At 45.3% G+C, this 26083-nt stretch carries 24 protein-coding genes; 13 read left to right on the top strand and 11 right to left on the bottom strand.

The features are described from left to right. The first annotated feature begins 470 nt into the window (after positions 1-470). Entirely contained in the window at positions 471-683 is a 213-nt protein-coding gene (locus tag ACHUFW_RS20500) for a DUF1107 domain-containing protein (RefSeq protein WP_394205746.1), read from the top strand. Between the two features lie 33 nt (positions 684-716). On the opposite strand, the gene ACHUFW_RS20495 is transcribed toward ACHUFW_RS20500, so the two are convergent. The 3 genes from ACHUFW_RS20495 to ACHUFW_RS20485 all read right to left on the bottom strand — a co-directional run bounded on the left by ACHUFW_RS20495 (position 717) and on the right by ACHUFW_RS20485 (position 2131). After that, positions 717-920, bottom strand: coding sequence for a cell division protein ZapB (locus ACHUFW_RS20495; protein ID WP_028773665.1), 204 nt, complete (start codon positions 918-920; stop codon positions 717-719). A gap of 232 nt (positions 921-1152) precedes the next feature. Continuing rightward, positions 1153-1413 carry a Rho-binding antiterminator gene (locus ACHUFW_RS20490; protein WP_394205745.1) on the bottom strand — a complete coding sequence of 87 codons (261 nt, stop codon included), beginning with the start codon at positions 1411-1413 and terminating at the stop codon, positions 1153-1155. Positions 1414-1510: 97 nt separating this feature from the next. Further along, complete coding sequence (locus ACHUFW_RS20485; RefSeq protein WP_394205744.1) at positions 1511-2131, bottom strand: outer membrane beta-barrel protein; 621 nt, start codon at positions 2129-2131, stop codon at positions 1511-1513. Positions 2132-2516: 385 nt separating this feature from the next. Here ACHUFW_RS20485 and ACHUFW_RS20480 point away from each other — a divergent pair, with 385 nt between their 5' ends. The 5 genes from ACHUFW_RS20480 to ACHUFW_RS20460 all read left to right on the top strand — a co-directional run bounded on the left by ACHUFW_RS20480 (position 2517) and on the right by ACHUFW_RS20460 (position 7938). Beyond that, positions 2517-3404 (top strand): virulence protein, encoded by an 888-nt coding sequence (locus ACHUFW_RS20480; protein ID WP_394205743.1) that lies wholly within the window; start codon positions 2517-2519, stop codon positions 3402-3404. A 2-nt stretch (positions 3405-3406) separates the two neighbouring features. Beyond that, positions 3407-4336, top strand: coding sequence for an alpha/beta fold hydrolase (locus ACHUFW_RS20475; RefSeq protein ID WP_394205742.1), 930 nt, complete (start codon positions 3407-3409; stop codon positions 4334-4336). Then, positions 4333-5565: a DUF4056 domain-containing protein gene (locus ACHUFW_RS20470; protein ID WP_394205741.1), complete on the top strand. Its 1233-nt coding sequence runs from the start codon at positions 4333-4335 to the stop codon at positions 5563-5565. Before ACHUFW_RS20475 ends, ACHUFW_RS20470 begins: the two co-directional genes overlap by 4 nt. Further along, positions 5562-6692 (top strand): BamA/TamA family outer membrane protein, encoded by a 1131-nt coding sequence (locus tag ACHUFW_RS20465; RefSeq protein WP_394205740.1) that lies wholly within the window; start codon positions 5562-5564, stop codon positions 6690-6692. Before ACHUFW_RS20470 ends, ACHUFW_RS20465 begins: the two co-directional genes overlap by 4 nt. A 151-nt stretch (positions 6693-6843) precedes the next feature. Further along, a complete protein-coding gene (locus ACHUFW_RS20460) occupies positions 6844-7938 on the top strand; it encodes a branched-chain amino acid aminotransferase (RefSeq protein ID WP_394205739.1) in 1095 nt (364 codons plus the stop codon). Positions 7939-7987: 49 nt separating this feature from the next. Here ACHUFW_RS20460 and ACHUFW_RS20455 read toward each other — a convergent pair whose 3' ends face one another. The 6 genes from ACHUFW_RS20455 to ACHUFW_RS20430 all read right to left on the bottom strand — a co-directional run bounded on the left by ACHUFW_RS20455 (position 7988) and on the right by ACHUFW_RS20430 (position 15183). Then, the gene (locus ACHUFW_RS20455) at positions 7988-10327 is read right to left on the bottom strand and encodes a putative bifunctional diguanylate cyclase/phosphodiesterase (protein WP_394205738.1); all 2340 of its coding nucleotides are present in this window, start codon (positions 10325-10327) and stop codon (positions 7988-7990) included. Between the two features lie 150 nt (positions 10328-10477). Next, on the bottom strand, positions 10478-10804 hold the full coding sequence (locus ACHUFW_RS20450; protein WP_394205737.1) for a hypothetical protein: 327 nt from the start codon (positions 10802-10804) through the stop codon (positions 10478-10480). Next, positions 10797-11738 carry an acyltransferase gene (locus ACHUFW_RS20445; RefSeq protein ID WP_394205736.1) on the bottom strand — a complete coding sequence of 314 codons (942 nt, stop codon included), beginning with the start codon at positions 11736-11738 and terminating at the stop codon, positions 10797-10799. The genes ACHUFW_RS20450 and ACHUFW_RS20445 overlap by 8 nt, the downstream gene beginning before the upstream one ends. A gap of 7 nt (positions 11739-11745) precedes the next feature. Continuing rightward, entirely contained in the window at positions 11746-12648 is a 903-nt protein-coding gene (locus tag ACHUFW_RS20440) for an acyltransferase (RefSeq protein WP_394205735.1), read from the bottom strand. Between the two features lie 134 nt (positions 12649-12782). Next, a complete protein-coding gene (locus ACHUFW_RS20435; protein ID WP_394205734.1) occupies positions 12783-14303 on the bottom strand; it encodes a YifB family Mg chelatase-like AAA ATPase in 1521 nt (506 codons plus the stop codon). 76 nt (positions 14304-14379) lie between these two features. After that, complete coding sequence (locus ACHUFW_RS20430) at positions 14380-15183, bottom strand: diguanylate cyclase domain-containing protein (protein ID WP_394205733.1); 804 nt, start codon at positions 15181-15183, stop codon at positions 14380-14382. Positions 15184-15321: 138 nt separating this feature from the next. Here ACHUFW_RS20430 and ACHUFW_RS20425 point away from each other — a divergent pair, with 138 nt between their 5' ends. Next, entirely contained in the window at positions 15322-15720 is a 399-nt protein-coding gene (locus tag ACHUFW_RS20425) for a YkgJ family cysteine cluster protein (protein ID WP_394205732.1), read from the top strand. Here the strand turns inward: ACHUFW_RS20425 and ACHUFW_RS20420 are convergent. Both ACHUFW_RS20420 and ilvY read right to left on the bottom strand, forming a co-directional pair. Then, complete coding sequence (locus ACHUFW_RS20420) at positions 15717-16538, bottom strand: substrate-binding periplasmic protein (RefSeq protein WP_394205731.1); 822 nt, start codon at positions 16536-16538, stop codon at positions 15717-15719. The genes ACHUFW_RS20425 and ACHUFW_RS20420 overlap by 4 nt on opposite strands. A 123-nt stretch (positions 16539-16661) precedes the next feature. Beyond that, entirely contained in the window at positions 16662-17534 is an 873-nt protein-coding gene (ilvY, locus tag ACHUFW_RS20415) for an HTH-type transcriptional activator IlvY (RefSeq protein ID WP_394205730.1), read from the bottom strand. Positions 17535-17694: 160 nt separating this feature from the next. On the opposite strand from ilvY, the gene ilvC reads away from it, so the two are divergent. From ilvC to ilvA, 6 genes are all read left to right on the top strand, one after another. Then, complete coding sequence (gene ilvC, locus ACHUFW_RS20410) at positions 17695-19176, top strand: ketol-acid reductoisomerase (protein WP_394205729.1); 1482 nt, start codon at positions 17695-17697, stop codon at positions 19174-19176. A 469-nt stretch (positions 19177-19645) separates the two neighbouring features. Further along, the gene (gene ilvG, locus ACHUFW_RS20405; RefSeq protein ID WP_394205728.1) at positions 19646-21319 is read left to right on the top strand and encodes an acetolactate synthase 2 catalytic subunit; all 1674 of its coding nucleotides are present in this window, start codon (positions 19646-19648) and stop codon (positions 21317-21319) included. Next, entirely contained in the window at positions 21316-21558 is a 243-nt protein-coding gene (gene ilvM, locus ACHUFW_RS20400) for an acetolactate synthase 2 small subunit (protein ID WP_394205727.1), read from the top strand. Before ilvG ends, ilvM begins: the two co-directional genes overlap by 4 nt. Before the next feature lie 41 nt (positions 21559-21599). Then, positions 21600-22523, top strand: a complete 924-nt coding sequence (locus ACHUFW_RS20395; protein ID WP_394205726.1) for a branched-chain amino acid transaminase — start codon at positions 21600-21602, stop codon at positions 22521-22523. A gap of 79 nt (positions 22524-22602) precedes the next feature. Then, complete coding sequence (gene ilvD, locus ACHUFW_RS20390; RefSeq protein ID WP_394205725.1) at positions 22603-24453, top strand: dihydroxy-acid dehydratase; 1851 nt, start codon at positions 22603-22605, stop codon at positions 24451-24453. A 1-nt stretch (position 24454) separates the two neighbouring features. Next, positions 24455-26008: a threonine ammonia-lyase, biosynthetic gene (ilvA, locus tag ACHUFW_RS20385; protein WP_394205724.1), complete on the top strand. Its 1554-nt coding sequence runs from the start codon at positions 24455-24457 to the stop codon at positions 26006-26008. The last annotated feature ends 75 nt before the right edge of the window (positions 26009-26083 follow it).

The raw sequence follows: 26083 nt of genomic DNA, 5'->3' as shown, positions 1-26083 counted from the left end.
AGTTCGCTTAACTATTGATTTCATAACACTCTCCAAAAAAGGTTTGAAAAGTGTCAACGTTATTTAGGACGGGTCATTGCTATTTGAAAGGAGGCCATGGCCTCCTTTTTTATGGCCAGCTGTTTATCAAGCTTGGGAATTATACCGATTGGTATTATGGCGCATTTGCGGCAAACGATAGGCCAAAAAAAACCGTATTCCCTGGTCGCTGGAAATACGGTTATCGAGCCATATGGCTCAGTTTTACCCTGAGTAACACCTCTAACTTAGCAGTCTGTCAAAAATTTGGCAAGCGTCATTTCTATTTTTCTACATTAGCTATTCGTCTGATAGACAATAGGAAAGTTTTGCGGCAAACAGCGAGTATCAAATCTTTACAAAAAAAAACTAAATTTAATGAAACTCTCATGGTAAAAAGGCGGTCAAAGACTGGGTACAATAACTAAAACAAAACGGTTATAGGAGGTCACGTGAGAGTATTTCCTGTCTATGCACCAAAACTAATAGTCAAGCACGCGCGAATTTTTTTGTCTGGGGTGATCTGGGTTAAAGACCTAGGTCGATTAGAATTCGAAAAGGGGAAATTTTTATTACCAAGGAAGACCATGCCTGAAGTGAAAAAGGCGATTATCGAATTAAATAGTTTGATTGAAGCACAAAATAGCGAAGCGAAGACGGCCTAGGCCTCGTCTTCGCATTCACAGCTGATCATCAGCTTAGCTGACTTCATCATTTAGCAGACCAACAAGCCCGGTCACTTTCTCGTTCCAAGAGTTTAGATCTTGGCTGAGTTGTTGGTTCTGTTCACTCAAAGCAACATTCTTTTGCTTCTCTTCTTCGAGTTCCATTTTTAATAGCTCAATGGTTTCAAGTGCTGCTTGGATTTTTGTCTCCAGCTTGGACAGTAATTCGAGGCTCATAGGGGAGTCCTAATAGTTTCTGGATGGGTCATTCGATTCTATCAGTGACGGCCATTGAAGGAATAGTTAATTATGCTAAATGTAGAAAAAACAGGCTAAAAATCGTAATTATTTTAGATCTGATTGCGATGCTAGTTTTTACAGTCTGAAAAATGAATATCAATAGACGCTATTGGGATGGGCTTAGATTAACTCGATAGTAAATGCTTACCTATTTTGAGTCACTTTAAGGCTACTTTAGACAAATTGTAGAGAATGCCGCCCCTTCAATATCGGTACTTAACTGCGCAATACAATCTAACCGAACCGACTTTTGGTGAACTGCGGTATCGAGCAATAACCATTCGCTGTGATCGGAGCGGGTTTCCGTGGTTACCGCGCGACCTCTTAACTCAGAGTTATCTGTTAATGTGATGATGACTGGATACCCTCTTAGGCAGGCTAGCTCAATATAGTCATGATGTTCGCAAGCAATAGGGGTATAGCTGTTCATGTTCACTCCTCGTTTCGTTGCCTAAAGGTTTAGTCGTAAATTCATCATTAGGCAAATAAAAAAGCCCCTTAAGGGGCTTTTTTATTTGGATTACTGCTTAGAAACGGTAATCAATTGATAGATAAAGTTGCTGGCTATCATTCAGTGATGCTGATTCAGTGATACCGCTGTTCATTGGGCTTGGTACTGGGTCTTCACCATAGGTGTTTGACACGTCGTAATCTTGTTTCAAGTAACGGTAGCCGATTTCAGTGCTGACATTGTCATTGATTTTGTACATTAGACCAGTTTGACCACCCCAAACGAAACGATCTTTAGAGCTTAGTTCATCTGTGTCTGGGCTAATGTGGTTGAAACCTGCAGTGGCACCAATAAACCAGTTAAGTTTGTTGTCAGCCGTTAAGCCAACTAGATAGTCATATGAGAACAGTAGGCTTTGCTGTCTAGTAAAGTCATCTGAGTTGTAGTTGTAAGTGGCGTAAATACGGTTGTTGTCATTTAAGTATGCACCACCACGCAACTCGTAGAACACGTTATTTTCAGTTTCTTTGCCGTTTAACGTTGGGCTGAAACCAGGGTCTACATTGTCAGTGACGCTGCCTTTATAGGTGTTTTGCTGAGCACCTACACCACCACCGATGAACCAATCTGCGGCCATCGCAGGCATTGCCATTGCTGAAGATAATAGGGTAGCGATTACGATAGTTTGCTTTTTCATGATTTATGCTCTCTTGGTTAATTCGTAAGCGACTCTGTTGTCGTTGAGGGCATGGTAGAGGACTGTTGCTGAACCAAAACTGAATGGTATTAATTAATGTTATCTTAATATTTGTGATATTACCAAAATGCATATCGCTGATGGTGTTTTCGTTGGTCTTTGATTTTATTTGTTGGCGAAAGGGATCGTCAACAGGTAGAGAGCCAGTGATTTATCTTCTACAGAAGTGTGCTTAAAAAGTATCCCATAGCGTGATCTAGTTGACGGATTTGAGCTGTTAACCTACCTCATTCTTCAGCTTATCTTCATCTTTATCAAAGATAATAATCAGTCTATCGAGTGTTGTCTTTTTGTTTTCCCCATTATTGATTCTTTAAGGTCTGATATGTTGTTCAGAGTTCTTGTGGGCGTGGTGTTTACCATGACCTGCACATTTGTCGATGCTATTGAGCGTCAAAGCGCCAGTGAAAAATATGGTCGAACATTTCCTATATGGGCGCAGGATGCCATTGATTTAGGTTATGAATTGCCTAAACCCTATGGCTTTTCGTTGACCTATATGAATATGGAGCAGCCACTTATCGTCGATTCGGTGCATTTTTCAGGTTTAGGGCCGATTGATGATCTGATTTCCATCAATGGTAGCCAAGCATTTCAAGAGTCAGAAACACTCACATTTCGAGCCGATATGTGGGTACTGCCATTTTTAAATCTCTACGGTGTGATTGGTCATACTAAGGGCAGTAGTGTGGCAAATGTGGAGGTTGAGGTTGATATTACCGATGTATTGCCCTGTTTTCGTCCGCCGTGCGTGATTACCTCTGATCCCTTTGATTTCGAGCTGAACTTTAAAGGTACCACTTATGGGGTTGGCGGTACGTTAGTTGGCGGCATCGGTAATTGGTTCGCGTTGCTTGATGTCAATTATACCAATACTAACTTAGATATTTTGGACGGTGAAATCAGCACGATTGTGGTGTCGCCACGCATGGGCTATCGCATTCCTCATGGTAATAATGAGATGCAGATTTGGATTGGCGCCATGTATCAGAACGTTGAGCAGACCTTTAGTGGTTATCTGCATGATATCGGCATAGGGAATAATTTAGCGTTACTGGAAAATGGCAAGTTTGAAGTTAACCAGCACCTAGAAGACAAATGGAATGGACTCGTTGGGGGGCAATTTTCCATGACGAAGCACATCGATCTATTGTTAGAGATTGGCTTTGGTACCCGTACCAGCGGCATGTTGAGTTTAGGTTATAGGTTCTAGTTATGATGCAGTATTTCAAAATCAGTGCGGTGTTATTGGCAGCTTGGTTGCTATCAGCGTGCTCGGCGGTTAGCTATCAGCAGCAAAAAGATAATCAACAACTGATACAAGCAGGCTATCAGTCGGCCAACTTGTCTTTAGCGGATGGCGGGAAACTGCATTATTGGCAAGTTGGCGAAGCGGGCAACAAGCCGAGCATACTATTAATACATGGCTTTGGCGGTGATGCTCAATCGAGTTGGCAACAAGTGATGTTGAACTTAGCCAAGGATTATCATGTTATTGCGCCGGATTTGTTGTGGTTTGGTCAATCTTTTAGTCATGCCGATGCCAATTTAGCTGCTCAGAGTGAAGTGGTGTCGTTGTTGTTAGATGAGTTGCTGTTAGCCGAGGTTAATATCGTTGGCATCTCCTATGGTGGGTTCGTAAGTGTTGATCTTATGGTGCATGACTCGCGCATTACTCAAGCGGTGTTGCTAGCAAGCCCAGGCTATCTGTTCAGTGACAAAGAGCTTGATAAGCTGAGTCAGCGTTTTTCTGTAGAGCAGCCTGAAGAGATTTTCGTGCCACAAAATAAGGCTCAGATGCGTCATTTGCTAGCCGGAACCTTTGATAACTTTCCTTGGTACCCCGGGTTTATCGACGAGCAAATTTACCAGCATTACTTCAGTCAATGGCAAGCGCAAAAGCGCGAGTTGATCCGTACTTTGCCACAGCACCGTGACAATATTGCCGCCGACATCGACGTGGAAAGCTTACCGCCTACTATGTTGATTTGGGGGGAGAAGGATAAAGTCTTTCCACTTTATTCTGGAATAGCGCTTGCTGAAGCATTAAATGCACCGATTGTCGTTATTCCAAGTGCCCCTCATGGTATCAGCAATGAGTATCCAGATATTGTTACCGAAGCCATTAAAGGGTTTGTGCAGTGAAAGCGATAGTTATGCTAGTGCTGCTTGGTGTTGTGGCTGGTTGCAGCAGTAACCAATGGCAAGTCCGTTCGCTGCCCCAGCCTCAGGCCGTTGCTGCGGCACTGGATGCTAAGCCTGATCCTATCGCAATGGGGGAGTTTGATGTACTTGGCTACCCCAAAGCGACCATGCCACAGTCGGTTAGACCCTGCTGTGCCTTTGGTAATAACCATAAGATCAAGATGGGAGCGACTCATATCCCATTTTATCGATTTTCCAATACCGTCAGTATTGATGATATTGGTCCCCACGCCTTTGACGCCGGTAATTTTAGTCATCAAAAAGGCCTGCCTAATGGTCGCCGCGGTGGCGAAAATAATGGCTTAATTTATACCTTAAAAGGCGGCTTTATTGATTTGGCCCATGTACGTGACACTGCCGACAATACCGTTGCATTGTTTTATTTAATCCAACGTCGGCTTGGGCAAGAATTTACTGTGGCGTTACCCGATGAGATTGGTCAGCGCTATATTCAATTTCATGCTTTTGATACTTCCACATTATCAGCAACAGCATTGCGGGAGTTAGCGATTCACGTTGCTGCGCGCCAAGCCTACTTTATGGCTGAGGCTCATGAAATTGCTCAGTGGCATGGCTATCGAACATTAGCACCTTGGTCAGAAACAGTTTCTGCTTATTCGCCAGAAGACCTTTACTCCAACATGCTTGGTGCCAAAATCGCCACCGCCTTATTGAGTAACAATTTGGCCATGAACACTGAACTATATAATCAACACATGACTCAGTGGTTGGATGCGACATTGCGTTATCTTGTACCCGTAGATAAGGCACAAACTGCTGAGTTACTTGAGGCTGTTGATGGTCTTTGGTGGGACTCATCCGAGCCGCTGCCAAGTAAGGCGATGTTGTTGTTACGTCATTATCAGATGGGGGATGAGCAAAAACCCTATTTGGTGCCGTTTAATTTAGTTACGCAGCAAGAGTTAACCAATGTAGTTAAGCAGCAAACAGCGCATCGACTGAGCTTACCCGCATCGCTGCAATCTATAGAGTTAGATGATATTGCACTGCAGCACTTATTTGTCGCTGAGCGTTATCAAGCGAGTTTTGAGCATATCCCTGAGCGATTATGGCGTGATGGCTTTACTCATTTGGACTTTATGGAAGTTGCGCAATTTGATCAGCAATTTGATGAAGCAGCATCTCACCAACAGGAAGATGCGCAATGAAGGGGTTGATTGCGGCGCTGTTGTTTATCCTTGGTTGTGGATTTAGCCTGGTGAGTCAAGCTGACGATGACCAAGGTTGGCTAGAAGATTTTTTGCAAAAACTGGGCGCTGATGGTGAATTTGATCCCGACAAGCTGATTGATTTTAGTGTGTTACCGGGTCCTTTTTACAACCCTGAAATGGATCTTGGTGTTGGCGTTTCTGCAGTGGGCTTGTATCAAGTGAATGCAGAAGATGAAGATCTGCAGTTATCTTCGTTGGTGATTAATGGCTTGGCATCTACTAATGGAGCATTAGGCGCAAGTTTACAAAACCGGACTTTTTTCAATCAGCGGCAACGCTTTTATCTCGATGCTCAGCTATTTGATGTGCCCGATGTCTACTATGGTGTTGGATATAATCAGAATCATGTTGATGCTAATCGTGTCGATTTTAATGCGCTTACTTTTGCCCTAAAGCCTATGTGGGTGCAGCAGCTGTTTGCCAACAGTTTTATTGGTGTTGGCTTTGATTTACAGCTAGCGAGGGCATCGGATATTAATCCAAATGATAGCGACGTTGATACTAGCCTGTTAGCGCAAGATTCACGCAGTGTCGGCGTCAATTTACTCATTAACTACGATACGCGAGACAATACCCTTAACCCACAGCGAGGGCGAATCATAGAGCTGGAATCGAGCTGGTACCGACAACAATTGGGTAGTAAAACTGACTTTGAAAAACAAGCGTTTTTGTATAGTGAGTACTTGCCAGTTTGGGGAAGTGACGTGATTGCTTGGCAGGTAAGAGGCCGCTTTTTGCAAGGAGATATTCCTTGGGATCAGCTAAGCAAAATTGGTGGCGGTGATAGTCTACGCGGCTACACCACCGGGCGTTATCGCGATAAACAAATGCTGCTTACTCAAGCTGAGTATCGTCTTGACCTGCCTGGCCGCCATGGCATGGTCTTTTGGGCCGGCGCAGGTGTTATTGCCGATAAAGCCAGTGAATTGTTTGACCAATCGGTGTTGCCTAACTACGGAGTGGGCTACCGCTTTGAGGTAAAGCCTAGAGTTAACCTTCGACTCGATATGGGATTTGGTGATGGTGACAGTGGTTTTTACTTTAACGTCAATGAAGCGTTTTAGTTTGTGTTTACTACTCGATTGTTTCGATCTGCTGATGAGCTAAAAATGTGCACAGCAACTTACATGAGTAGACTAATAGGTAAGCCCTTTAGGCTTGACTTTAGCCCGGTGCATCCATAGTCTGCTAGGTCAGTAATCAAGGTGGTATACAATGCAAATAACTTATAACTTAAAACCTGCGTCTGAACGCCGTACTGAGCAGTTTCAACCTACTGACAATGTTGGGTTTGGTAACCTCAGAACTGACCATATGTTTTTGATGGATTATCGCGATGGGGAGTGGCGAGATCCTAGGATTGTACCCTACGGTCCTTTTGAAGTTGCGCCAGGTGCAATCGCGCTGCATTATGGCCAGTCTGTGTTTGAAGGTGCCAAAGCCTTTAAACATGAAGATGGTGAAATTTACACTTTTCGTCTCGATAAAAATGCGGAGCGTTTGAATCGCTCGGCAGATATTTTATGTATTCCAGGATTGGATGAAGCGAAACAGTTAGCTGCCATCAATGCGCTTATTGATGTTGATAGACTGTGGTTCCCAATGCAGGAAGATGCTTGTTTATATATCCGCCCATTCCTTTTTGCCACTGAAGACCGTTTATCGGTGAGCCCTAGTGAACAATACACTTTCTGCGTGATTTTGAGTCCCAGTGGCCCTTACTATTCAGATGGTTTTGATAAAGCGATCCGATTATTGATCAGTGAACGTTTCCACCGCGCAGTGAGTGGCGGAACTGGCGCGTCAAAGGCTGCAGGTAACTATGCGGCATCACTCAAAGCAGGTAAAGCTGCTGCAGAATATGGTGCAGCTCAAGTGCTTTATTTAGATGCAAATAATAAACAGATTGAAGAAGTGGGCGCGATGAATCACTTTCATGTGCGTAAAGATGGCACGGTGATTATCCCCACATTCACTGACACTATTTTGAAATCAATTACCTCGCAGTCTATTTTGGAGCTCGGTGAGTTATTGGGTTGCGAAGTGCGCCAAGAGACAGTGATGCTAGATCAGTTTATTGCTGATATTGAAGCGGGTGAAATTATTGAGGCGGGTGGTTTTGGCACAGCGGCAGTGGTATCGCCAGTCGGTTCTTATATTTTTGAAGACAATCGCGTAGTGACGGTTGGTAATGGCGAAGTGGGACCCCATACTCGCCGCATTTATCAAGTGTTAACCGATATTCAAAAAGGTAAGCTGGCAGCGCCTGGCGACTGGGTGCATTTGGTGCCAAGATTAGCACCAGTATAAAACTGGGTAAGCGATTAAGGGCACTGTTTAGTGCCCTTTTTTATGGGCTTTAAAGCGCCCAACGACTCAAATAGTCAAAACAGTCTGCAGCGGCTAAGGGTTTGCTGAATTTATAGCCCTGTACTTCGTCACAATCTTTACCTACTAAGAAGTCTAGCTGACTTTGTTGCTCAACCCCTTCAGCGACCACACTTAACTGTAAGCTGTGGGCTAAGGTGATAATGGCGTTGGTGATGGTCGCATCAGCGCCTTTATTTTCAATACCACGGACAAACTCTCGGTCAATTTTTAGGGTATTAACTGGGAAGCGTTTCAAGTAACTGAGGCTTGAATATCCGGTGCCAAAATCGTCGATGGCGAGGGATATGCCCAGCTGTTTCAGTTGGCTAAACAGTCGCGCCGACTCCTCCGGTTTATCCATTATGGTCGACTCGGTAATTTCCAATTCCAATGCATGAGCGGGCAAATTGTTCATTGCTAGCGCCACTTCCACCATAGTGACTAAATCAGGTCGTAACTGTTTAACCGAGAGGTTAACGGCAATGGTCAAACTTTCTAGGCCCTGTTGATGCCAGCTAGCTAGTTGCTGACAAGCCTGATTAAGTACCCAAGTACCAATGTCATTAATGACGCCCATCTCTTCAGCAATAGGAATAAATTCTGCTGGCGACACTTCCCCTAGTTCATGACTATGCCAACGCACTAGGGCTTCAACGCCTGTTACTATGTTATGTTTAAGGTGATGTTTGGGTTGAAACATGAGTTTCAGTTCATTGCGTGCGATTGCGTGCCGAAGGCCGGTTTCAATGGCAAGGTATCGACTTGAGTTTTCATCAAGTGCCTTGGTGTAGCTTTGATAGTTATTTTTTCCCTTAGATTTCGCATGATACATGGCGGCATCGGCGGCCTTGATTAAGCCTTCACTGTCGTGAGCATCTTTGGGGAAAAAGCTTAGTCCGATGGATGCTGAAGCTTTGAGTTGTTGGCTATCAAGATTAAAGTCTTTTTTAAAGGCGGCAATCAGCTTTTTGGCGACACTGATAGCGGCGTCTTCATTACGAATATCTTCAAGAATAATGACAAACTCATCGCCAGCGAGTCTGGCGACGGTATCTCCCTGGCGAATGGCACTTTGCAGCCGAGTTGCAACGGCCTGTAACAACAAGTCGCCTAAGTGGTGCCCAAGCGAGTCATTGATATGTTTAAAGCGGTCCAAATCGATGAAAAGCAGCCCAAGCTTTTTATTATTACGGCTTGCTTGAGCGAGTGCATGGTTAATGCGGTCTTGGAACAGGGTTCGATTGGGTAGCCCGGTTAATTTGTCAAAATTAGCGAGATATTGAAGATCTTTTTCGGCTTTTTTTCTTGCGGTAATGTCATTAAATACCGCCACAAAATGTTCAGCATTACCGTTCAAGTCATAGACTTTGTTTATCTCCAAATGGGTGACAATGGGATTGCCTTGTTGGTGATTTAACGTGAGTTCACCGGACCAAACATCTTGGTGACTTAGGGTGTTTTCTATCTCATTGGCTCTATGAACACTTGATGCTTCTGCTATGAATTGCAGGAAGTGAGCCTCGATAACGTGGGGCTCGTGGTAGCCGGTAATTGCAGTAAAAGCAGGGTTAATAGAGATGATTTGATAGTCTTGGTTGCCCACCACCACCGCTTCGCCCATGCTGTTGAGCACCAGTTGTGAGAGTTTCAGGTTATTTTCTACGGTTTTACGCTGGGTAATATCTTTATGGGTTCCCGCCATTCTCAGCGGGTTACCTGCTTGGTCCTTATCAACCACTTTGCCGCGATCAAGCAGCCAAATCCAACGGCCTTGAGGGTGTTTGATGCGGTACTCTGCTTCAAAAAAATCATCAACTCCGCTAAGGTGTCTATCAAGCGCTGCCGTTACTAAGGCTTTATCATCATCGTGGATGCGTGACAGTAAGGTGTGATCTTTCACTTCCAATAAGTTAGGGTCAGTGATATTGGTGCGAGTGACCTCATTACTGCTGATATCCCAATCCCACATACCATCACCTGAGGCCCACAATGCTAACTTTAGCCTTGCTTCCGATTGCTGCACTGCAACCTGACTTTCAAGTTTTTGCTTACGTTTGATGATGAGTTTGCCCATGTAAGTGAAAAGCAAGATCAGCAACATACCCCATCCTAGTAGCTGCAAGCTTGTTGCAAGATAACTATTAGGACTGGCTGTTAGCAGGGTGAAAGTGTGATTAACCGGGCTGACTGGGGCTAGCAAATTTTGCTCTACTGGGCAGAAAGTCAGTGGCTGATTAAGTGACTGCAGGTTGTTGGCAAGCAATATTGGGCTCAGTAACAAGTAGGCAATAGCCGTGATGCAGGTTATTAGCTTGAAAACTGATGCCATACTTTGTTCCTGATGGATAAATTGGACGCTATTTATACATTAGAATAACAAGCTATACAAGTGTGTACTTTGTTGTGTTTTTAAAAATGTCTTTGATAGTCATACCAATCGGCATAAGAAAGTGATCTACTCAGAGCTATTTTTGGCCAACTAGTTCGAGACCAATAACTTAAGTAATAGTGGTTCTATTGGGAAGTTATTCAACGAAGAAGTAGGCAGCCAAAAAAGCTCCCAAAGGGCGAGTTTTAGCGCCTCTGATACTGTGTAAACGAACTTGAACGTAGCGTCACTATGCCCTTCATTCGTTGCAAGCCACATGGATGTGGTGAATGTCATTAATGCAGGAGCATTTAATGACCTTGCCTCAGAAGCGCTAAACTCTCGCTGAGCGATCACATCTTTATGCTGATTGGTATCAGAGGTAATATTTTGAATTAGATAAAAAAAGAGAGCCAATTGGCTCTCTTTGTTATCCATTTGCTTTTGCTGGATGATCATCCACCAATTGTGGTGAATTGTTTTTTAATAGGATCTGATGGATCTGTTCATCTTTTTGTTGCCAGATACCATTCAGCCAACGTTGGAATTGAGCACGGCACTCTGCATCATTGAAATAGCGTTTATCGTCCACTTCCGGTACAGGCAGGGTTTCAATACGCATGACAATACGCTTAACTTTGCCGTGCATGACACCAGATAAAACGTCATCGGGGGCATCTGGATAGACTAAGGTAACATTCAGTAAGTTGGTAAACTGCTCCCCCATCGCCGACAGGGTAAATGCAATGCCGCCCGCTTTAGGTCTTAGTAGATAGCGGTAAGGCGAGCTTTGGCGTGCATGTTTTTCTTTAGTAAAACGACTGCCTTCAACATAGTTAATGATTGAAGTTGGGATGTACTTAAACTTGGCGCATGAGCGGCGCGTGGTCTCAAGGTCTTTGCCTTTTAGCTTCGGATTTTTCTTCAGCTGTTTGGCGCTGGTGCGGTTCATAAACGGCATATCAAGCGCCCAACAACCAAGACCCATAAATGGTACATAAAGTAGCTCTTTCTTTAAAAAGAACTTTAACATTGGAATGTTGTTACGCAGCACGTAAGTGAGGGCTGCAATATCAAAGCCGCTTAGGTGGTTACTGATCAACAAGTACCAGCCATCTTGTTTTAAGCCTTCTAGCCCTTCAACATCCCATTCTATTTTTGCAATAAGAAAAAGAATGCCGCCATTACAGCAAGCCCATGCCCACATGCAGCGGTTCATTAATCGACTGAGTATCGTTCTAATCGCTTGAACAGGCAGAACAAACTTGATCAAGCCACCAATGATAATGATGGTGCTCCATACTATTGTGTTAATTGCTAGTAGGGTGCTACTTAGCAAAAAAAGAATAGGACCGGGCAAAAAGTTAAACATGTGAAAATTATACCTTTGGTTGAACGTATTGCGCTTCAAGCGCAGCTAGCTGAGTATCTTTATCTTGCCAGAGCTCATTGAGTTGCTCTTGGAAAGCAATCTTAAACTGGCGGTCATTAATATAGTCACCGCGCATAGAGTCTGCGATATCACTGACGGTAATAATGATATCGATCTGTTTGACTTGACCGCTAATGTATTGCCAAAAACTGGGGGTGCCTTCAGGATAAAAAATCGACACATTAACCAGTTTATGAATGTGCTCTCCCATTGCTGATAGCGCAAAAGCCATACCGCCAGCTTTTGGCTTGAGCAGATGTTGATAAGGTGAGCTCTGCTTACTGTGTTTACTATGACTAAAGCGAGTGCCTTCGACAAAGTTCATAATACTCACAGGTTTATGCTTAAATTTATTGCATGCTCTGCGAGTAATTTCAATATCTTTACCTCGCAACTTTGGGTTCTTGCGAAGTTCAGCAGTGCTGTAACGTCGCATAAATGGAAAATCCAATGCCCACCAAGCTAAACCCAATACTGGAACATAAATGAGTTCTTGCTTTAAAAAGAACTTTAAAAACGGAATCTTACGATTAAGGACCCGTTGCAGTACCAAAATATCGACCCAAGATTGGTGATTTGCGATCACCATATACCAATCTTTAGTAGACAAGTCGCCATCAATGTTGACGTTGACCTTGACCGGGTGGAATAGCCGTTCAATGGCGTAATTCACTGAAATCCAAGCGGTGGCACAGTTGTCTAGCAGGTAACTGCAGAATTTACGCATGCTATTTACAGGGATAAGCTTGAAGATACTCATACATAAAATGGGGATCACCCAAAATAGTGTATTGATGACTAAGCAGCAAAAAACCACACAGCCCCTGATTATTGAAAACACGCGACCCATTTCATCCCCAATGAAAAATTTGGTCGACTATATTACTCTTTGCGCGCGTTTCACTCAATCGACAACACCATTAAGTTAGCGATAATTCCCTAAAATGTCTGATCTACAGTGTGATTCACTGCTATAGCAACAGATTAGTAGGGACGGTTTAAGCTGTTAAGTAATCTATCCATGGCGCGATACCCTAATGCCTGAGCAATGTGACTTCGACTGACTTGTTCACTTTGCTGTAGATCGGCAATGGTGCGGGCAACCCGTTGTATACGGTGAAAGCTACGCACTGATAATCCCAGTTTATAAACGCTTTGCTCTAAAAATTGCAGATCAGCATGAGAAAACCCTGCTTGTTTAAGTTGGTTGCCACTTAGCTGACTGTTGAGGACGCCAAAGCGTTGCAACTGGGTATTTCTTGCTTGGGCGACACGTTGAGCCACTTGGGTGGTTGTTTCGCCTTGGGTATCGGACTGCGTTAGTGTGCCTTCTGGCAGCTTGGGCACTTCGACAGTGAGGTCAAACCGATCTAAAAACGGACCTGACAAACGCGAAAGGTAGCGCTGAATTTGATCATTGCTGGCTCTAGATTGTTTGATATCGCCGCAAGGACTCGGGTTCATGGCCGCTACAAGCTGAAAGCGACTATCAAACCTTAATTTCGCAGCGGCACGAGAAATGGTTACTTCGCCGGTTTCCATGGGTTCTCGTAGGCAATCTAATACCTTGCGTGGAAATTCGGCTATTTCATCTAAAAAAAGTACGCCGTTATGGGCAAGAGAGATTTCCCCAGGTTTAGGGATAGTACCGCCGCCAACTAACGCAGTTGCTGAGCTTGTATGGTGAGGGCTGCGAAATGGCCGTTGGTAAAAGTATTGTGGCGACATGGGCTGGCCGGCAACCGAGTGAATGGCGGCAACTTCCAATGCTTGGTCGTAATTGAGCTGAGGCAAGAGTCCAATAATGCGACTGGCTAACATGGTTTTACCTGTGCCCGGACTGCCTAACATCAACAGGTTATGTTGGCCTGCAGCGGCGATTTCCAGTGCTTGTTTGGCATGATATTGACCGATGACATCGGTTAAGCAGCCTGCGTGTTTCGGCTTTGCGTTATCTATCCACTGGGTTTGTGGGTCGATGGACGGTAACTGGGCTTGACCATGCAAGTATTCGCTGAGTTGCTGTAAGTGAGTGGCAAAGTAACTTTGTTGATAACCGACTAATTCAGCTTCGTGGCGATTGTCTAGCGGCATGACTAATTTGCTATGTTGTTTACGGGCATCAACGATAACTGGCAATAGTCCTTGGCAGTATCTTACTTGTCCTGACAACGCTAGCTCACCGACAAATTCATGATCTTTGAGTGCCGTTAATGGTATTTGCTTAGATGCGGCTAGAATGCCAATGGCGATAGGAAGATCATAGCGACCTCCCTGTTTAGGTAGATCGGCAGGGGCCATGTTGACCGTGATCCGTCGCATGGGGAATTCAAAACCCGCGTTGATAATGGCGCTACGAACCCGCTCTTTGGCTTCTTTTACTGAGGTTTCGGGTAAGCCGACTAGGCTAAATGCTGGAAGCCCATTACTTAAGTGAACTTCCACTGTCACGGTTGGAGCATCCACTCCTTTACTTGCACGCGTGTTGACACAGGCGATAGCCATAAACAAATCCTTTTGTTTCATTTATAAATCAAGTCGCTATTGAGTGTAGCAGTAAATACTACTGAAGATGCAGAGACTACTTAGATTGAGACTGGCGGTTGAAAATCGTAAATGGGGTATGGTGATTTTTGGCATGATACATCGCGATGTCGGCACTTTTCATTAAGGTACGGCGATCACTGCCATCTGATGGGAATTGGGCGATCCCTATACTGACACCCACGGCAAGTTTATGGTGATCAAACTGAATGTCTTGCAGTAATGATTGTTTAATTTTTAATGCGGTTTCCGTTGCCAGCTCACTACTGGTATTGGGCAGTATGACAGCAAACTCATCACCGCCTAATCGTGCAGCAATAGCGTGGGGTGGACAGGCATAAGCGATGCGTTTACCTACCTCTTTGAGTACCGCATCTCCGGCCTCATGGCCCAATGTATCATTGATGATTTTAAACTCATTGAGATCCATCATCACACAGCTAAACTGGCTTTGTGTAGCCAGTAGCATGTCATCCATTTTGTCGTAAAATCGGTTGCGATTTGGCAAACCTGTTAGCAGATCATGGTTGGCTTGGTAATCTTTATCGTCGATGGTTTGCATCAGTTTAGCTAAGGTCTGACGGCTCATCTTGGTTACCAGCCACACAAACAAGCCGCCGCCAGCAAAAACAGCCGCAACAATCAATTCGAGTGTCGCGGTGGGGCGATGGAACAGCAGCCAAATAAACCCGATGTAGCCAAATACAAACATGGCAATCATGCTCATCAGTAGCCGCCAGCCTTTGTGCTGCTCGTGAAGAACACACATTTGATAGGTAGGTAGCGTTGCAGCTAACAGCCCTGATAAGCCAACCATGACTAGGCAAATGGCAAGTATCAATCGTCACCCCCGTTGGTTACATAGGCTGTGGCTTAAGTATAGAAGAAAAACTTCATTGCGATGGGGCTGAGGACTTTGGTCGTGGCTGAATATTCATTATAATGCGCGGCGGTTTTTTCAGCACAGTGTGAGTAAAACGTGGCAAAACGTAAAAGCAATTCGAGCTATTTCAATATTGATGACTTAACAACTTGGACTAAGTATCGCAAAAAACTCTGTGATACTTGCCATGCAACATGCTGCACTTTGCCGGTAGAAGTGACCGTGAGTGATTTGGTGCGCATGGAGTTGGTTGATGAGTTTGAAGCGCAAGAAAACGGCAAGGTCATTGCTAAGCGGTTGCAAAAAGCGCGTATCGTGAGCCACTACAGCCACAAATCAGACACCTATACTTTGGCACGCATGTCCAACGATGATTGTCTTTATTTAGATAGTAAAACTCGCCGTTGTACGATTTACGCCAAGCGCCCTGAAACGTGTCGGAATCATCCCAAAATCGGTCCCAAACCTAATTATTGCCCTTATAAACCACGTTAATCTTGATTTGCCATCTGTTTGAGTTGTTCAATATGCCGCTCAAGCAGCTGTTGAGTCTCGCCACTGCTAATTAGTTCGCTGACGACTTGGTTGAATTGCTCTTCAATCAGTTTGCTGTAGGCGGATTTGCGTGAAATCAACATATGGAAAGGTTCCAGCTGAATATTAGGCACTGGCTGGTTTCTCAAGATCTCATCTAAATCATGTAGCTTGTTGACCGCCGCAGTACCTAGTAAGGTCTCTTTGCGCGCCAGGAAAAATTCGCATCGGTTGCGTTTAAGCATATCAGGTAAGTGAGCTAAATCATTAATTTCATAGAGCTTGTCCAGTTGAGTTAGACCAAAGTTGCGGTAATTGAACCCCTTAATGCCGCAGATGTGCCCTAAGGGGATAAGCTGGTCTAAGTGGGTGATATCAGGCGGATTGGGGTAGTCGCTGTGTAAATAGAAATAGCTCGGGGTTAGATAGTAGTAGGCTTGCGTGGCGATATAGTCTTGCTGTCTTTGCGCGTTTAATGAGGCGCTCATCGCTGCATCAATGAGTCCTTCTCTAACTTCTTTTAAGCAACGTCGCCAAGGTAGGGCGACAATCTTGTATTCTATGCCTGTGCTGGCAAAAACCCGTGCCAGCACATCAACATCGTAACCCTGTGTTTGTCGCTTTTGGCCGTTGCTGCGGTCAAAATAGTTGTAAGGAGGAAACTCCGTGTCTTCAACACAAAAGGTCAGCGCTGGTTGGATAAACTCTTGTTCTGCATAAGTGCAGGAAGCAGAGATAGACAGAATGAAGAAGACAAACAGCGAGCATAATCGTTCCATGAATTAAGCTAAGTTATGTGCGATCTTAGAAGTATAGCAAAGGGTGTTATCCTCGCTTTAAAACCTATGCACTTAAAAGCTTTGCACTAATCGCTTTCATTGATAACTCAGGTTAACAACGGCCTACAGCACCTTAAGGAATGCCGCCAAAATAGGTTCTTGCTCGCGGTTGGCTCGATAACAACAACCAAGCTCAAACGGGGCGATAGGCACTGGTGAAGTCAGTAATTGAATTCTATCGCGCACAGGACTGTTCTGAATCACCACCTCAGGTGAGATACTGACGCCACAGCCAAGTGCCACCATCGATGCAATGGCTTCTTGTCCTGACACTTGAGCATAAACATTGGCATTGAGCCCTAATTGCTTAAACCAAGTTTCAATGCGTCGACGTCCTGGACCGAACTCGGGAATGATAAATGGTAGTCTGTCCCACGGGATATAGGCTTCGCTGAGTAACTCCTGCACCTTACATTTAAATGTGGGTGCGATTATCGACAGCGGTACATCATCAATTTTGGTAAATTTCACCGAGTCCGGCAGTGATTCAGGTAGGGCGGCAATACTAATATCTGCTTGGTTTTGCTTGACCATTTCTACCGCATTGGCCGCATCCCCGGTATGAAGCGCAATTTCAACTAAGGGGTGTTCGTGACGAAATCTGTCCAGTAGTGCGGGTAAATGACTATAGGCCGCGGTGACGGAGCAATATAAATTGAGTCTGCCGCGAAGCAAGTCCTGTTTTGGGTCTAATCGAGTTTTAAGTTTGGTCCACTGATCTAGCATCTGCTCAGCAAAATGTCGGTATTCTATTCCGGCATTGGTTAACGCAACACTACGGTTATCGCGTTGAAATAACTTGGCACCCACTTCTTCCTCTAAGCGTTGCATTGCTCGGCTCAAGGTTGATGGACTGACATGCATTTGTTGGGCGGTTTTACCGAAATGCAGGCTGTTGGATAGATGTAAGTACAATTTGATGGTACGAATGTCCATGCTCACCTCACGACCTTTTTAGTATTTCATTTTTTGCAATACAGCGTTCCGAATATATCATTTTAAGCAACTTAATGGATCGAGTATAGTGATTTTAATCACTGCTTAGCCTGCGGGTTGAGCCAGTTTCTAAATTTGTTTAATACAGGTGGAACATCAGATGGCTAACTATTTTAACTCTCTGAACTTACGTCAGCAGCTAGAACAATTGGCTCAGTGCCGTTTTATGGATCGCAGTGAATTTAGCCAAGGTTGTGATTACATCAAAGGCTGGAACATTGTTATTTTGGGGTGTGGTGCTCAAGGGCTAAACCAAGGTTTGAATATGCGTGATTCAGGCCTCAACATCTCATTCGCCTTACGCCCACAAGCGATCGCTGAAAAACGTGCATCTTACCAAAAGGCAACCGGTAATGGTTTTCGTGTAGGTACGTTTGAAGAGTTGATTCCTGATGCAGATTTAGTATTAAACCTGACTCCAGACAAGCAACACACAGATGCTGTTAACACTGTGATGCCGCTAATGAAGCAAGGCTCTGTATTATCTTATTCTCATGGCTTCAACATTGTTGAAGAAGGCATGCAAGTTCGTGATGACATTACCGTCATCATGGTGGCGCCTAAGTGTCCAGGTACTGAAGTACGTGAAGAGTATAAGCGCGGATTTGGTGTACCGACATTGATTGCTGTTCACCCAGAAAACGATCCTAAGGGTGACGGCTTTGAAGTCGCTAAAGCTTATGCTAGTGCCACCGGTGGCGATCGCGCTGGTGTTCTACACTCATCGTTTATCGCTGAAGTGAAATCTGACCTTATGGGTGAACAAACCATCTTGTGTGGCATGCTACAAACTGGTGCTATTCTTGGTTATGAAAAAATGGTTGCCGACGGCATTGAACCAGGCTACGCCGCTAAGTTAATTCAGCAAGGTTGGGAGACCACAACTGAAGCACTTAAGCATGGCGGTATCACGCATATGATGGATCGCCTGTCTAACCCAGCCAAGATTAAAGCGTTTGAAATGGCGGAAGAGCTAAAAGGTATTTTAGCGCCGTTATTTGAAAAGCACATGGATGACATCATCAGTGGTGAGTTCTCTAAAACCATGATGGAAGATTGGGCAAATGACGATGCCAACCTATTGAAATGGCGTAATGAAACTAATGAAACAGGCTTTGAGAATGCCCCTGCATGTGATGAACATATCGATGAGCAAACTTATTTCGATAAAGGTATTTTCTTAGTTGCAATGATTAAAGCTGGTGTTGAACTTGCGTTCGATACCATGGTGTCAGCTGGCATCATTGAAGAGTCGGCTTACTACGAGTCATTGCATGAGACTCCGCTTATTGCTAACACCATTGCTCGTAAGCGTTTATACGAGATGAATGTGGTTATTTCAGATACAGCTGAGTACGGTTGTTACTTGTTTAACCATGCCGCTGTACCAATGCTACGTGATTACGTGCAAAACATGTCTAGCGAGTATTTAGGTGGTGGTTTGGCTGACAGCAGCAACGGTGTAGATAACGTTCGTTTGATTGAAGTGAATGAAGCGATTCGCAATACCTCGGTTGAATTTGTCGGCGCTGAGCTTCGCGGTTACATGACTGAAATGAAGCGCATTGTTGAAGAGAATTAATCGTTAATATTGAAACCTCAAACTTATAAATATCAGCTGGTTAGTAGTTTTAATCAGCTGGTAATAATTAGCTTTGTTGAGTAGGACATTGCCGAAGTTTTCGAGCGATTTATCTAGGTTGTTTGGCTTAGGAAATTAATTGTTCGACGGTGAAAAAATATTTTTGGTTGTGTAAATCGTCGCCTTTGTGGTATTGATTAAAAGGTGGTTGAGTGAATTCCTCAATCAGCAACAGTTAACGCAAAGACACTATTTAGGAAATATTGATATTCATGTTTAACCAAGTCGCCCTACTCATTATTGAGATTATTACCGTCGTGATTATTAAATCACAGCGGGGGCTTCGCTTGGCGCATCAACAAACCTAATTAGGTTAGATTGCAACAAAACCCCCGCTCCGAAAGGACCGGGGGTTTTTTGTTTTCTAGGCTTTGTAAACCCCAACCCAATTAAACGCAGGATAGAGCAGATGGAACAAGGGCAGATGATAAGAGGCGCAGACGCGGTAATAAAAGTGTTGGCCGCACACGGTGTCACCACAGTATTTGGTTACCCAGGTGGGGCGATTATGCCGATCTATGACGCTCTGTATGGTGCGCCTGTTGAACACTTGCTCAGCCGACACGAGCAAGGGGCTGCTTTTGCTGCGGTAGGTTACGCCAGAGCCAGCGGTAAAACCGGTGTCTGTTTTGCTACATCTGGGCCAGGAGCCACCAACTTGGTGACTTCATTGGCAGATGCGTTGTTGGACTCAGTGCCTTTGGTCGCCATTACCGGGCAAGTATCAACGGCTGTTATTGGCACCGACGCTTTCCAAGAAATCGACGTACTAGGTATGTCGTTATCATGTACAAAGCATAGTTTTATGGTGACCGATATTAATGAGCTTGTCCCTACCTTGTACAAAGCGTTTGAGATCGCCGCATCGGGTCGTCCGGGTCCAGTTCTTGTTGATATACCTAAAGACATTCAAATTGCTCAATTGGAGTATAAAACACCGCTACAAGCGCTTGAGTCTCATCCTGTGGTTGAACAAACCGCACTTGCCCAAGCCCGAGAGTTATTAAGCGCTGCCAGTAAGCCGATGCTGTATGTCGGCGGCGGTGTTGGTATGGCGGGAGCGGTTGAGCAGCTAAGAGATTTTATCAAGCAAACGGGTGTGCCGTCAGTGGCGACGCTAAAAGGCCTGGGTAGTATAGATCATCAAGAAACCAGTTATTTGGGCATGTTGGGGATGCATGGCGGTAAAGCAGCCAACATTGCAGTACAAGAGTGTGATCTGCTGATAGTGGTGGGGGCGCGTTTTGATGACCGAGTGACGGGCCGACTTGCGACATTTGCTGAACACGCCAAGGTGATTCATTTAGATATCGATATTGCTGAATTTGGTAAATTGCGTCATCCAGATGTGGCGCTGGCTGGTGACTTAAGACAGATCCTTCCTGCCTTGGTCTCGCCAGTTAATATCGCGCCTTGGTTAGATGAGGTTGCCACACTTAAACAAGCTCATCAGTGGCAATATGACCGTCCAGGTGAACTGATTTTCGCGCCCAAAATGTTGCGTAGTCTTGCCGATAAGCTGCCTGACGACAGTGTCGTGGCTTGTGATGTTGGGCAGCATCAAATGTGGGTTGCTCAGCATATGTGGTTTAGGCGTCCTGAGGATCACTTATCCAGTGCTGGGCTTGGGACCATGGGCTTTGGTTTACCCGCTGCCATAGGGGCAAAAGTTGCCCGCCCCGATGCAGCGGTGGTGGCCGTATCTGGTGATGGTTCATTTATGATGAATGTCCAAGAGTTGACGACCATCAAGCGTCGCCAAATTCCACTGAAGATTTTGCTTATCGACAACCAAAAACTGGGCATGGTGAAACAGTGGCAGCAGTTGTTTTTTGAGGAGCGTTTCAGCGAAACCGATCTCAGTGATAATCCTGATTTTGTCACCATGGCATCAGCATTTGATATCCCCGGGAAAACCATTACCCAAGCCCATGAAGTTGATGCAGCTTTAGATGAAATGCTGCGTAGCAGCGGCCCCTATTTATTACATGTACGTATTGATGAAGCACATAACGTTTGGCCTTTGGTACCACCGGGAGCTTGTAATCGCGACATGATGGAAGAGATGGAGAAACAGACATGAATTATACATTAGCCTTAACACTGCAGTCTCAACCAGAAGTGCTAGAGCGAGTGCTGCGAGTGGTACGCCATCGCGGTTTTACCTTAACGCGTTTAGATATGCACTGCAGTGATGCCGGAGAAACCAGCGTCAATATGCAGGTGAAAAGTGCAAGAGCGGTGGAGTTGCTAACCCATCAGCTAAGCAAATTAATCGATGTAACCGAGTGCAAGGTCCAAGCGACTAAGCCACAGTCTTAAAGCAGCAGTGCTTAATCGTTTAACGGATAGGAATAGAGAATATGGCGGCGAAGAAATCAGAACTTATTTGGTTTAACGGAGAAATTATGCCTTGGGGCGACGCTAAGGTACATGTGATGTCCCATGCGTTGCACTACGGTTCTTCGGTTTTTGAAGGTATCCGAGTGTATGACACACATTTAGGTCCTGCTGGATTCCGGTTAACTGATCATGTGCAGCGTTTGTATGACTCTGCCAAGATTTACCGCATGCCGATCCCCTATACCTTTGAGCAAACGATGCAGGCCTGTAAAGACAGTGTTCAAGCTAACGGTTTACGTAGTGCCTATTTACGCCCATTGGCATTCTATGGCGATGTGGGCATGGGCATTACCCCACCGAGTGATGCCCAGTGTGATTTGCTGGTTGCGGCTTTTCCGTGGGGCGCCTATTTAGGTGAAGATAGCATGGAGCGCGGCGTTGATGTGGCCGTTACTTCATGGAATCGCCTTGCTGCCAACACCATTCCAACAGGGGCTAAAGCGGGGGGGAATTATCTGTCGTCGATACAAATCTCCACCGAAGCTAAACGTAATGGTTTTGATGAAGGCATCGCGTTAGATGTCAACGGTTTGGTCAGTGAAGGTGCTGGAGCCAACCTATTTGTGGTGAAAAAAGGTAAGCTATATACGCCGCCTGCTACGGCCGCTATTCTGATGGGGCTCACGCGCGATACCATCATGACATTAGCTAAAGAACTGGGCTATGAAGTGGTAGAGGAAGCCATGTCTCGGGAGTTTCTATACCTTGCTGACGAGATATTTATGACAGGCACCGCGGCGGAAATCGTGCCAGTACGCAGCGTTGATCGCATTGAGGTGGGTGAAGGTAAGCGTGGCCCAGTAACGGCACAAATTCAACAGAGCTTCTTTGGTTTATTTAATGGTGAAACCGAAGACAAATGGGGTTGGTTGGAGCCACTCTAAACCCTAGTAGTGTTAAGCGCATTTATACGAATTTAATCCAAAGGTGAAATCACCTTTGTTACACAGGAATATTAGTGTCATGGCAAAATTACGTTCAGCAACCAGTACCGAAGGCCGCAACATGGCAGGCGCTCGCGCCTTATGGCGTGCAACCGGCGTCAAAGATAATGATTTTGGTAAGCCTATCATTGCCATTGCTAACTCCTTTACCCAGTTTGTGCCCGGTCATGTGCACTTAAAAGATATGGGTTCATTAGTGGCTGGTGCCATTGAAGAAGCAGGCGGTATCGCCAAAGAATTTAATACCATTGCCGTGGATGATGGCATTGCGATGGGCCATGGTGGCATGTTGTATAGCTTGCCATCACGGGAGCTAATTGCCGACAGCGTAGAGTATATGGTCAATGCGCACTGCGCTGATGCATTAGTATGTATTTCTAACTGCGACAAGATCACCCCTGGCATGTTGATGGCCGCTTTGCGTCTTAATATCCCGGTGATATTTGTGTCTGGCGGTCCAATGGAAGCGGGTAAAACTAAGCTTTCAGATAAAATCATTAAACTGGATTTGGTTGATGCCATGGTTGCGGCAGCAGATGATCGCGTGTCTGACGAAGACAGTGAGAAAATCGAGCGTAGTGCCTGTCCGACTTGTGGCTCTTGCTCTGGCATGTTTACCGCTAACTCGATGAACTGCCTGACAGAAGCGTTAGGCTTATCTTTGCCTGGTAATGGTTCAATGCTCGCAACCCACGCTGATCGCCGTGAGTTATTCCTTGAAGCGGGTCGCAGAATTATGGACTTAGCCACTCGCTATTATCAACACGATGATGAGTCGGCACTGCCACGTAATATTGCTAATTTTAAGGCCTTTGAAAATGCCATGGCGCTAGATATCGCGATGGGAGGCTCGAGTAATACCGTGCTGCATTTACTGGCGGCTGCCCAAGAAGGCGGTGTTGATTTCACCATGGCGGATATCGACAGAATGTCACGCAAAGTCCCGCACCTGTGTAAAGTTGCACCATCTACACCTAAGTACCATATGGAAGATGTTCACCGAGCTGGTGGGGTAATGGGGATTTTAGGTGAACTTGACCGAGCTGGATTGCTGCACAATGAAGTTAGCCATGTTGCAGGTGAAAACCTAAAAGCGGTACTGGCTAAATATGATATCGCCCAAACTCAAGATGAGGTGGTCCGTAAATTCTATTCAGCAGGACCTGCGGGTATTCCAACTACCCAAGCATTTAGTCAAGATTGTCGTTGGGACAGTGTTGATGATGATCGTGAGCAAGGTTGTATTCGTCGTCGTGAACATGCCTTTAGCCAAGAAGGCGGTTTAGCGGTATTGTCAGGCAATATCGCCTTAGATGGCTGTATTGTGAAAACCGCTGGAGTTGAAGAATCTAATCATACCTTTGTGGGCTCAGCGCGAGTTTACGAAAGCCAAGATGATGCAGTAGCTGGCATTTTAGGTGGCGAAGTCGTGGCCGGTGATGTGGTGGTTATTCGCTATGAAGGCCCGAAAGGTGGCCCTGGTATGCAAGAGATGTTGTATCCAACCAGTTACCTTAAATCTAAAGGTTTAGGCACAGCTTGTGCACTGATCACCGATGGGCGTTTTTCTGGCGGTACCTCAGGGTTATCCATTGGCCACGTTTCTCCAGAAGCGGCTGCTGGTGGTACTATTGGCTTGGTTGAGACCGGCGATAGAATTGAGATTGATATTCCTAAGCGCAGTATTCAGTTAGCGGTAGATGATGCCGAGTTGGCTGCCCGCCGCGCTGCAATGGAAGCCAAAGGTAAGTTGGCGTGGAAGCCTGTTGATCGCCAGCGTCAAGTGTCATTGGCATTAAAAGCTTATGCCATGTTAGCGACCAGTGCCGATAAAGGTGCGGTGCGAGATACCAGTAAGCTGGAGGATTAATATGTTGGCCTTAGCCTCGCAAAGTTCACTGGACTTAGCGCATTATTACTTGCAAAAGACCTTACTTTCATCGGTGTACGATGTTGCCAAGGTGACGCCATTATCGAGCTTGAATAAGCTGTCGGCGCGTTTAGGCTGCCAAGTTTTCCTTAAGCGTGAAGATATGCAGCCAGTGCATTCGTTCAAGTTGCGCGGGGCTTATAACCGTATTGCGGAACTCTCCCATGACGAATGCCAACGTGGTGTGGTATGTGCGTCTGCGGGCAATCATGCCCAAGGTGTTGCTATGTCAGCATCAGCGAGAGGGATCAGTGCGGTGATTGTTATGCCGCAAACCACCCCAGATATTAAAGTTGATGCCGTGCGTCGCTTAGGGGGGACAGTGGTATTACATGGGCAATCGTTTGATATGGCCAATGCCCATGCTCAATCCTTAGCACAAACAGAAGGTCGCGTTTATGTCGCGCCATTTGATGATGAGGCAGTGATTGCCGGTCAAGGCACTGTGGCGCAGGAGATGTTGCAACAGCAGCGTGATTTAGAAGTGGTATTTGTGCCTGTGGGTGGCGGCGGCTTAATTGCTGGTATCGCGGCTTACTACAAGGCAGTTATGCCTCAGGTGAAGATCATTGGCGTAGAGCCCGAAGATTCTGCCTGTTTAAAAGCTGCCTTGGAGGCGGATAGTCGCGTGGTGCTGGAGCAAGTGGGGTTATTTGCTGATGGCGTAGCAGTGAAACAAATTGGTGCAGAGCCATTTAAATTGGCCCGTGAATATGTCGATGAAGTGGTGACTGTCACCTCTGATGAGATTTGTGCTGCGGTTAAAGATATTTTTGAAGATACCCGAGCCATTGCTGAACCAGCTGGCGCGCTCTCTTTAGCAGGATTGAAAAAATATATTGGTGATCAAGGCCGAGGTGAGAAAGTTGCTGCCATTTTAAGCGGCGCTAATGTCAACTTTCACAGTTTGCGTTATGTCTCGGAGCGTTGTGAACTTGGCGAGCAAAAAGAAGCGATTTTGGCAGTGAAAGTGCCAGAGCGTCCAGGCATATTTCTGCGTTTTTGTGAGTTATTAGAAAAGCGTGCCATGACAGAGTTCAATTATCGTTTTTCTAGCCGAGATAGTGCGGTGGTGTTTGCCGGTATTCGATTATCCAATGGCCAGGCTGAGCTAGATGAAATCATCGCTAATCTGCAAAGTGATGGTTTTGAAGTGCAAGACTTATCAAATGATGAAACCGCTAAGCTTCATGTGCGCTATATGGTTGGCGGCCATCCGCCAGAGCCCCTTGAAGAGCGACTGTTTAGCTTCGAGTTTCCAGAGCATCCAGGTGCGTTGTTTAAGTTTTTAACTACGCTGCAGAGTCAATGGAATATCAGTTTGTTTCACTATCGTAATCATGGCGCAGCCTATGGTCGCGTGTTAGCGGGCTTTGAAGTACCGGCGAAGGATGATCTGGCATTTCAACAGTTTTTAACTAAGTTAGGCTTTGTCTATCAAGAAGAAACCCATAGCCCTGCGTATCAATTGTTTTTAGACAATCGTGCCAACTGAGAATTATCCTAAAACAAAGGACGCAATCGCGTCCTTTTTTATGCTATGTTGCCATTTCAAACTAGTGTTTGAAAT

Source organism: Shewanella waksmanii, from assembly GCF_043643685.1.
Lineage (GTDB): Bacteria > Pseudomonadota > Gammaproteobacteria > Enterobacterales > Shewanellaceae > Shewanella > Shewanella waksmanii_A.
The sequence above is the reverse complement of the archived record's forward strand: the minus strand, read 5'-3'. Positions and strand labels throughout refer to the sequence as shown.

Bases quoted from the DNA above. Each gene is read 5' to 3' on its own strand.
- ACHUFW_RS20495 (WP_028773665.1), bottom strand. From the start codon at position 920: ATGAGCCTCGAATTACTGTCCAAGCTGGAGACAAAAATCCAAGCAGCA.
- ACHUFW_RS20490 (WP_394205745.1), bottom strand. From the start codon at position 1,413: ATGAACAGCTATACCCCTATTGCTTGCGAACATCATGACTATATTGAG.
- ACHUFW_RS20485 (WP_394205744.1), bottom strand. From the start codon at position 2,131: ATGAAAAAGCAAACTATCGTAATCGCTACCCTATTATCTTCAGCAATG.
- ACHUFW_RS20480 (WP_394205743.1), top strand. From the start codon at position 2,517: ATGTTGTTCAGAGTTCTTGTGGGCGTGGTGTTTACCATGACCTGCACA.
- ACHUFW_RS20475 (WP_394205742.1), top strand. From the start codon at position 3,407: ATGATGCAGTATTTCAAAATCAGTGCGGTGTTATTGGCAGCTTGGTTG.
- ACHUFW_RS20465 (WP_394205740.1), top strand. From the start codon at position 5,562: ATGAAGGGGTTGATTGCGGCGCTGTTGTTTATCCTTGGTTGTGGATTT.
- ACHUFW_RS20460 (WP_394205739.1), top strand. From the start codon at position 6,844: ATGCAAATAACTTATAACTTAAAACCTGCGTCTGAACGCCGTACTGAG.
- ACHUFW_RS20455 (WP_394205738.1), bottom strand. From the start codon at position 10,327: ATGGCATCAGTTTTCAAGCTAATAACCTGCATCACGGCTATTGCCTAC.
- ACHUFW_RS20450 (WP_394205737.1), bottom strand. From the start codon at position 10,804: ATGGATAACAAAGAGAGCCAATTGGCTCTCTTTTTTTATCTAATTCAA.
- ACHUFW_RS20445 (WP_394205736.1), bottom strand. From the start codon at position 11,738: ATGTTTAACTTTTTGCCCGGTCCTATTCTTTTTTTGCTAAGTAGCACC.
- ACHUFW_RS20440 (WP_394205735.1), bottom strand. From the start codon at position 12,648: ATGGGTCGCGTGTTTTCAATAATCAGGGGCTGTGTGGTTTTTTGCTGC.
- ACHUFW_RS20435 (WP_394205734.1), bottom strand. From the start codon at position 14,303: ATGGCTATCGCCTGTGTCAACACGCGTGCAAGTAAAGGAGTGGATGCT.
- ACHUFW_RS20420 (WP_394205731.1), bottom strand. From the start codon at position 16,538: ATGGAACGATTATGCTCGCTGTTTGTCTTCTTCATTCTGTCTATCTCT.
- ilvY (WP_394205730.1), bottom strand. From the start codon at position 17,534: ATGGACATTCGTACCATCAAATTGTACTTACATCTATCCAACAGCCTG.
- ilvC (WP_394205729.1), top strand. From the start codon at position 17,695: ATGGCTAACTATTTTAACTCTCTGAACTTACGTCAGCAGCTAGAACAA.
- ilvG (WP_394205728.1), top strand. From the start codon at position 19,646: ATGGAACAAGGGCAGATGATAAGAGGCGCAGACGCGGTAATAAAAGTG.
- ilvM (WP_394205727.1), top strand. From the start codon at position 21,316: ATGAATTATACATTAGCCTTAACACTGCAGTCTCAACCAGAAGTGCTA.
- ACHUFW_RS20395 (WP_394205726.1), top strand. From the start codon at position 21,600: ATGGCGGCGAAGAAATCAGAACTTATTTGGTTTAACGGAGAAATTATG.
- ilvD (WP_394205725.1), top strand. From the start codon at position 22,603: ATGGCAAAATTACGTTCAGCAACCAGTACCGAAGGCCGCAACATGGCA.
- ilvA (WP_394205724.1), top strand. From the start codon at position 24,455: ATGTTGGCCTTAGCCTCGCAAAGTTCACTGGACTTAGCGCATTATTAC.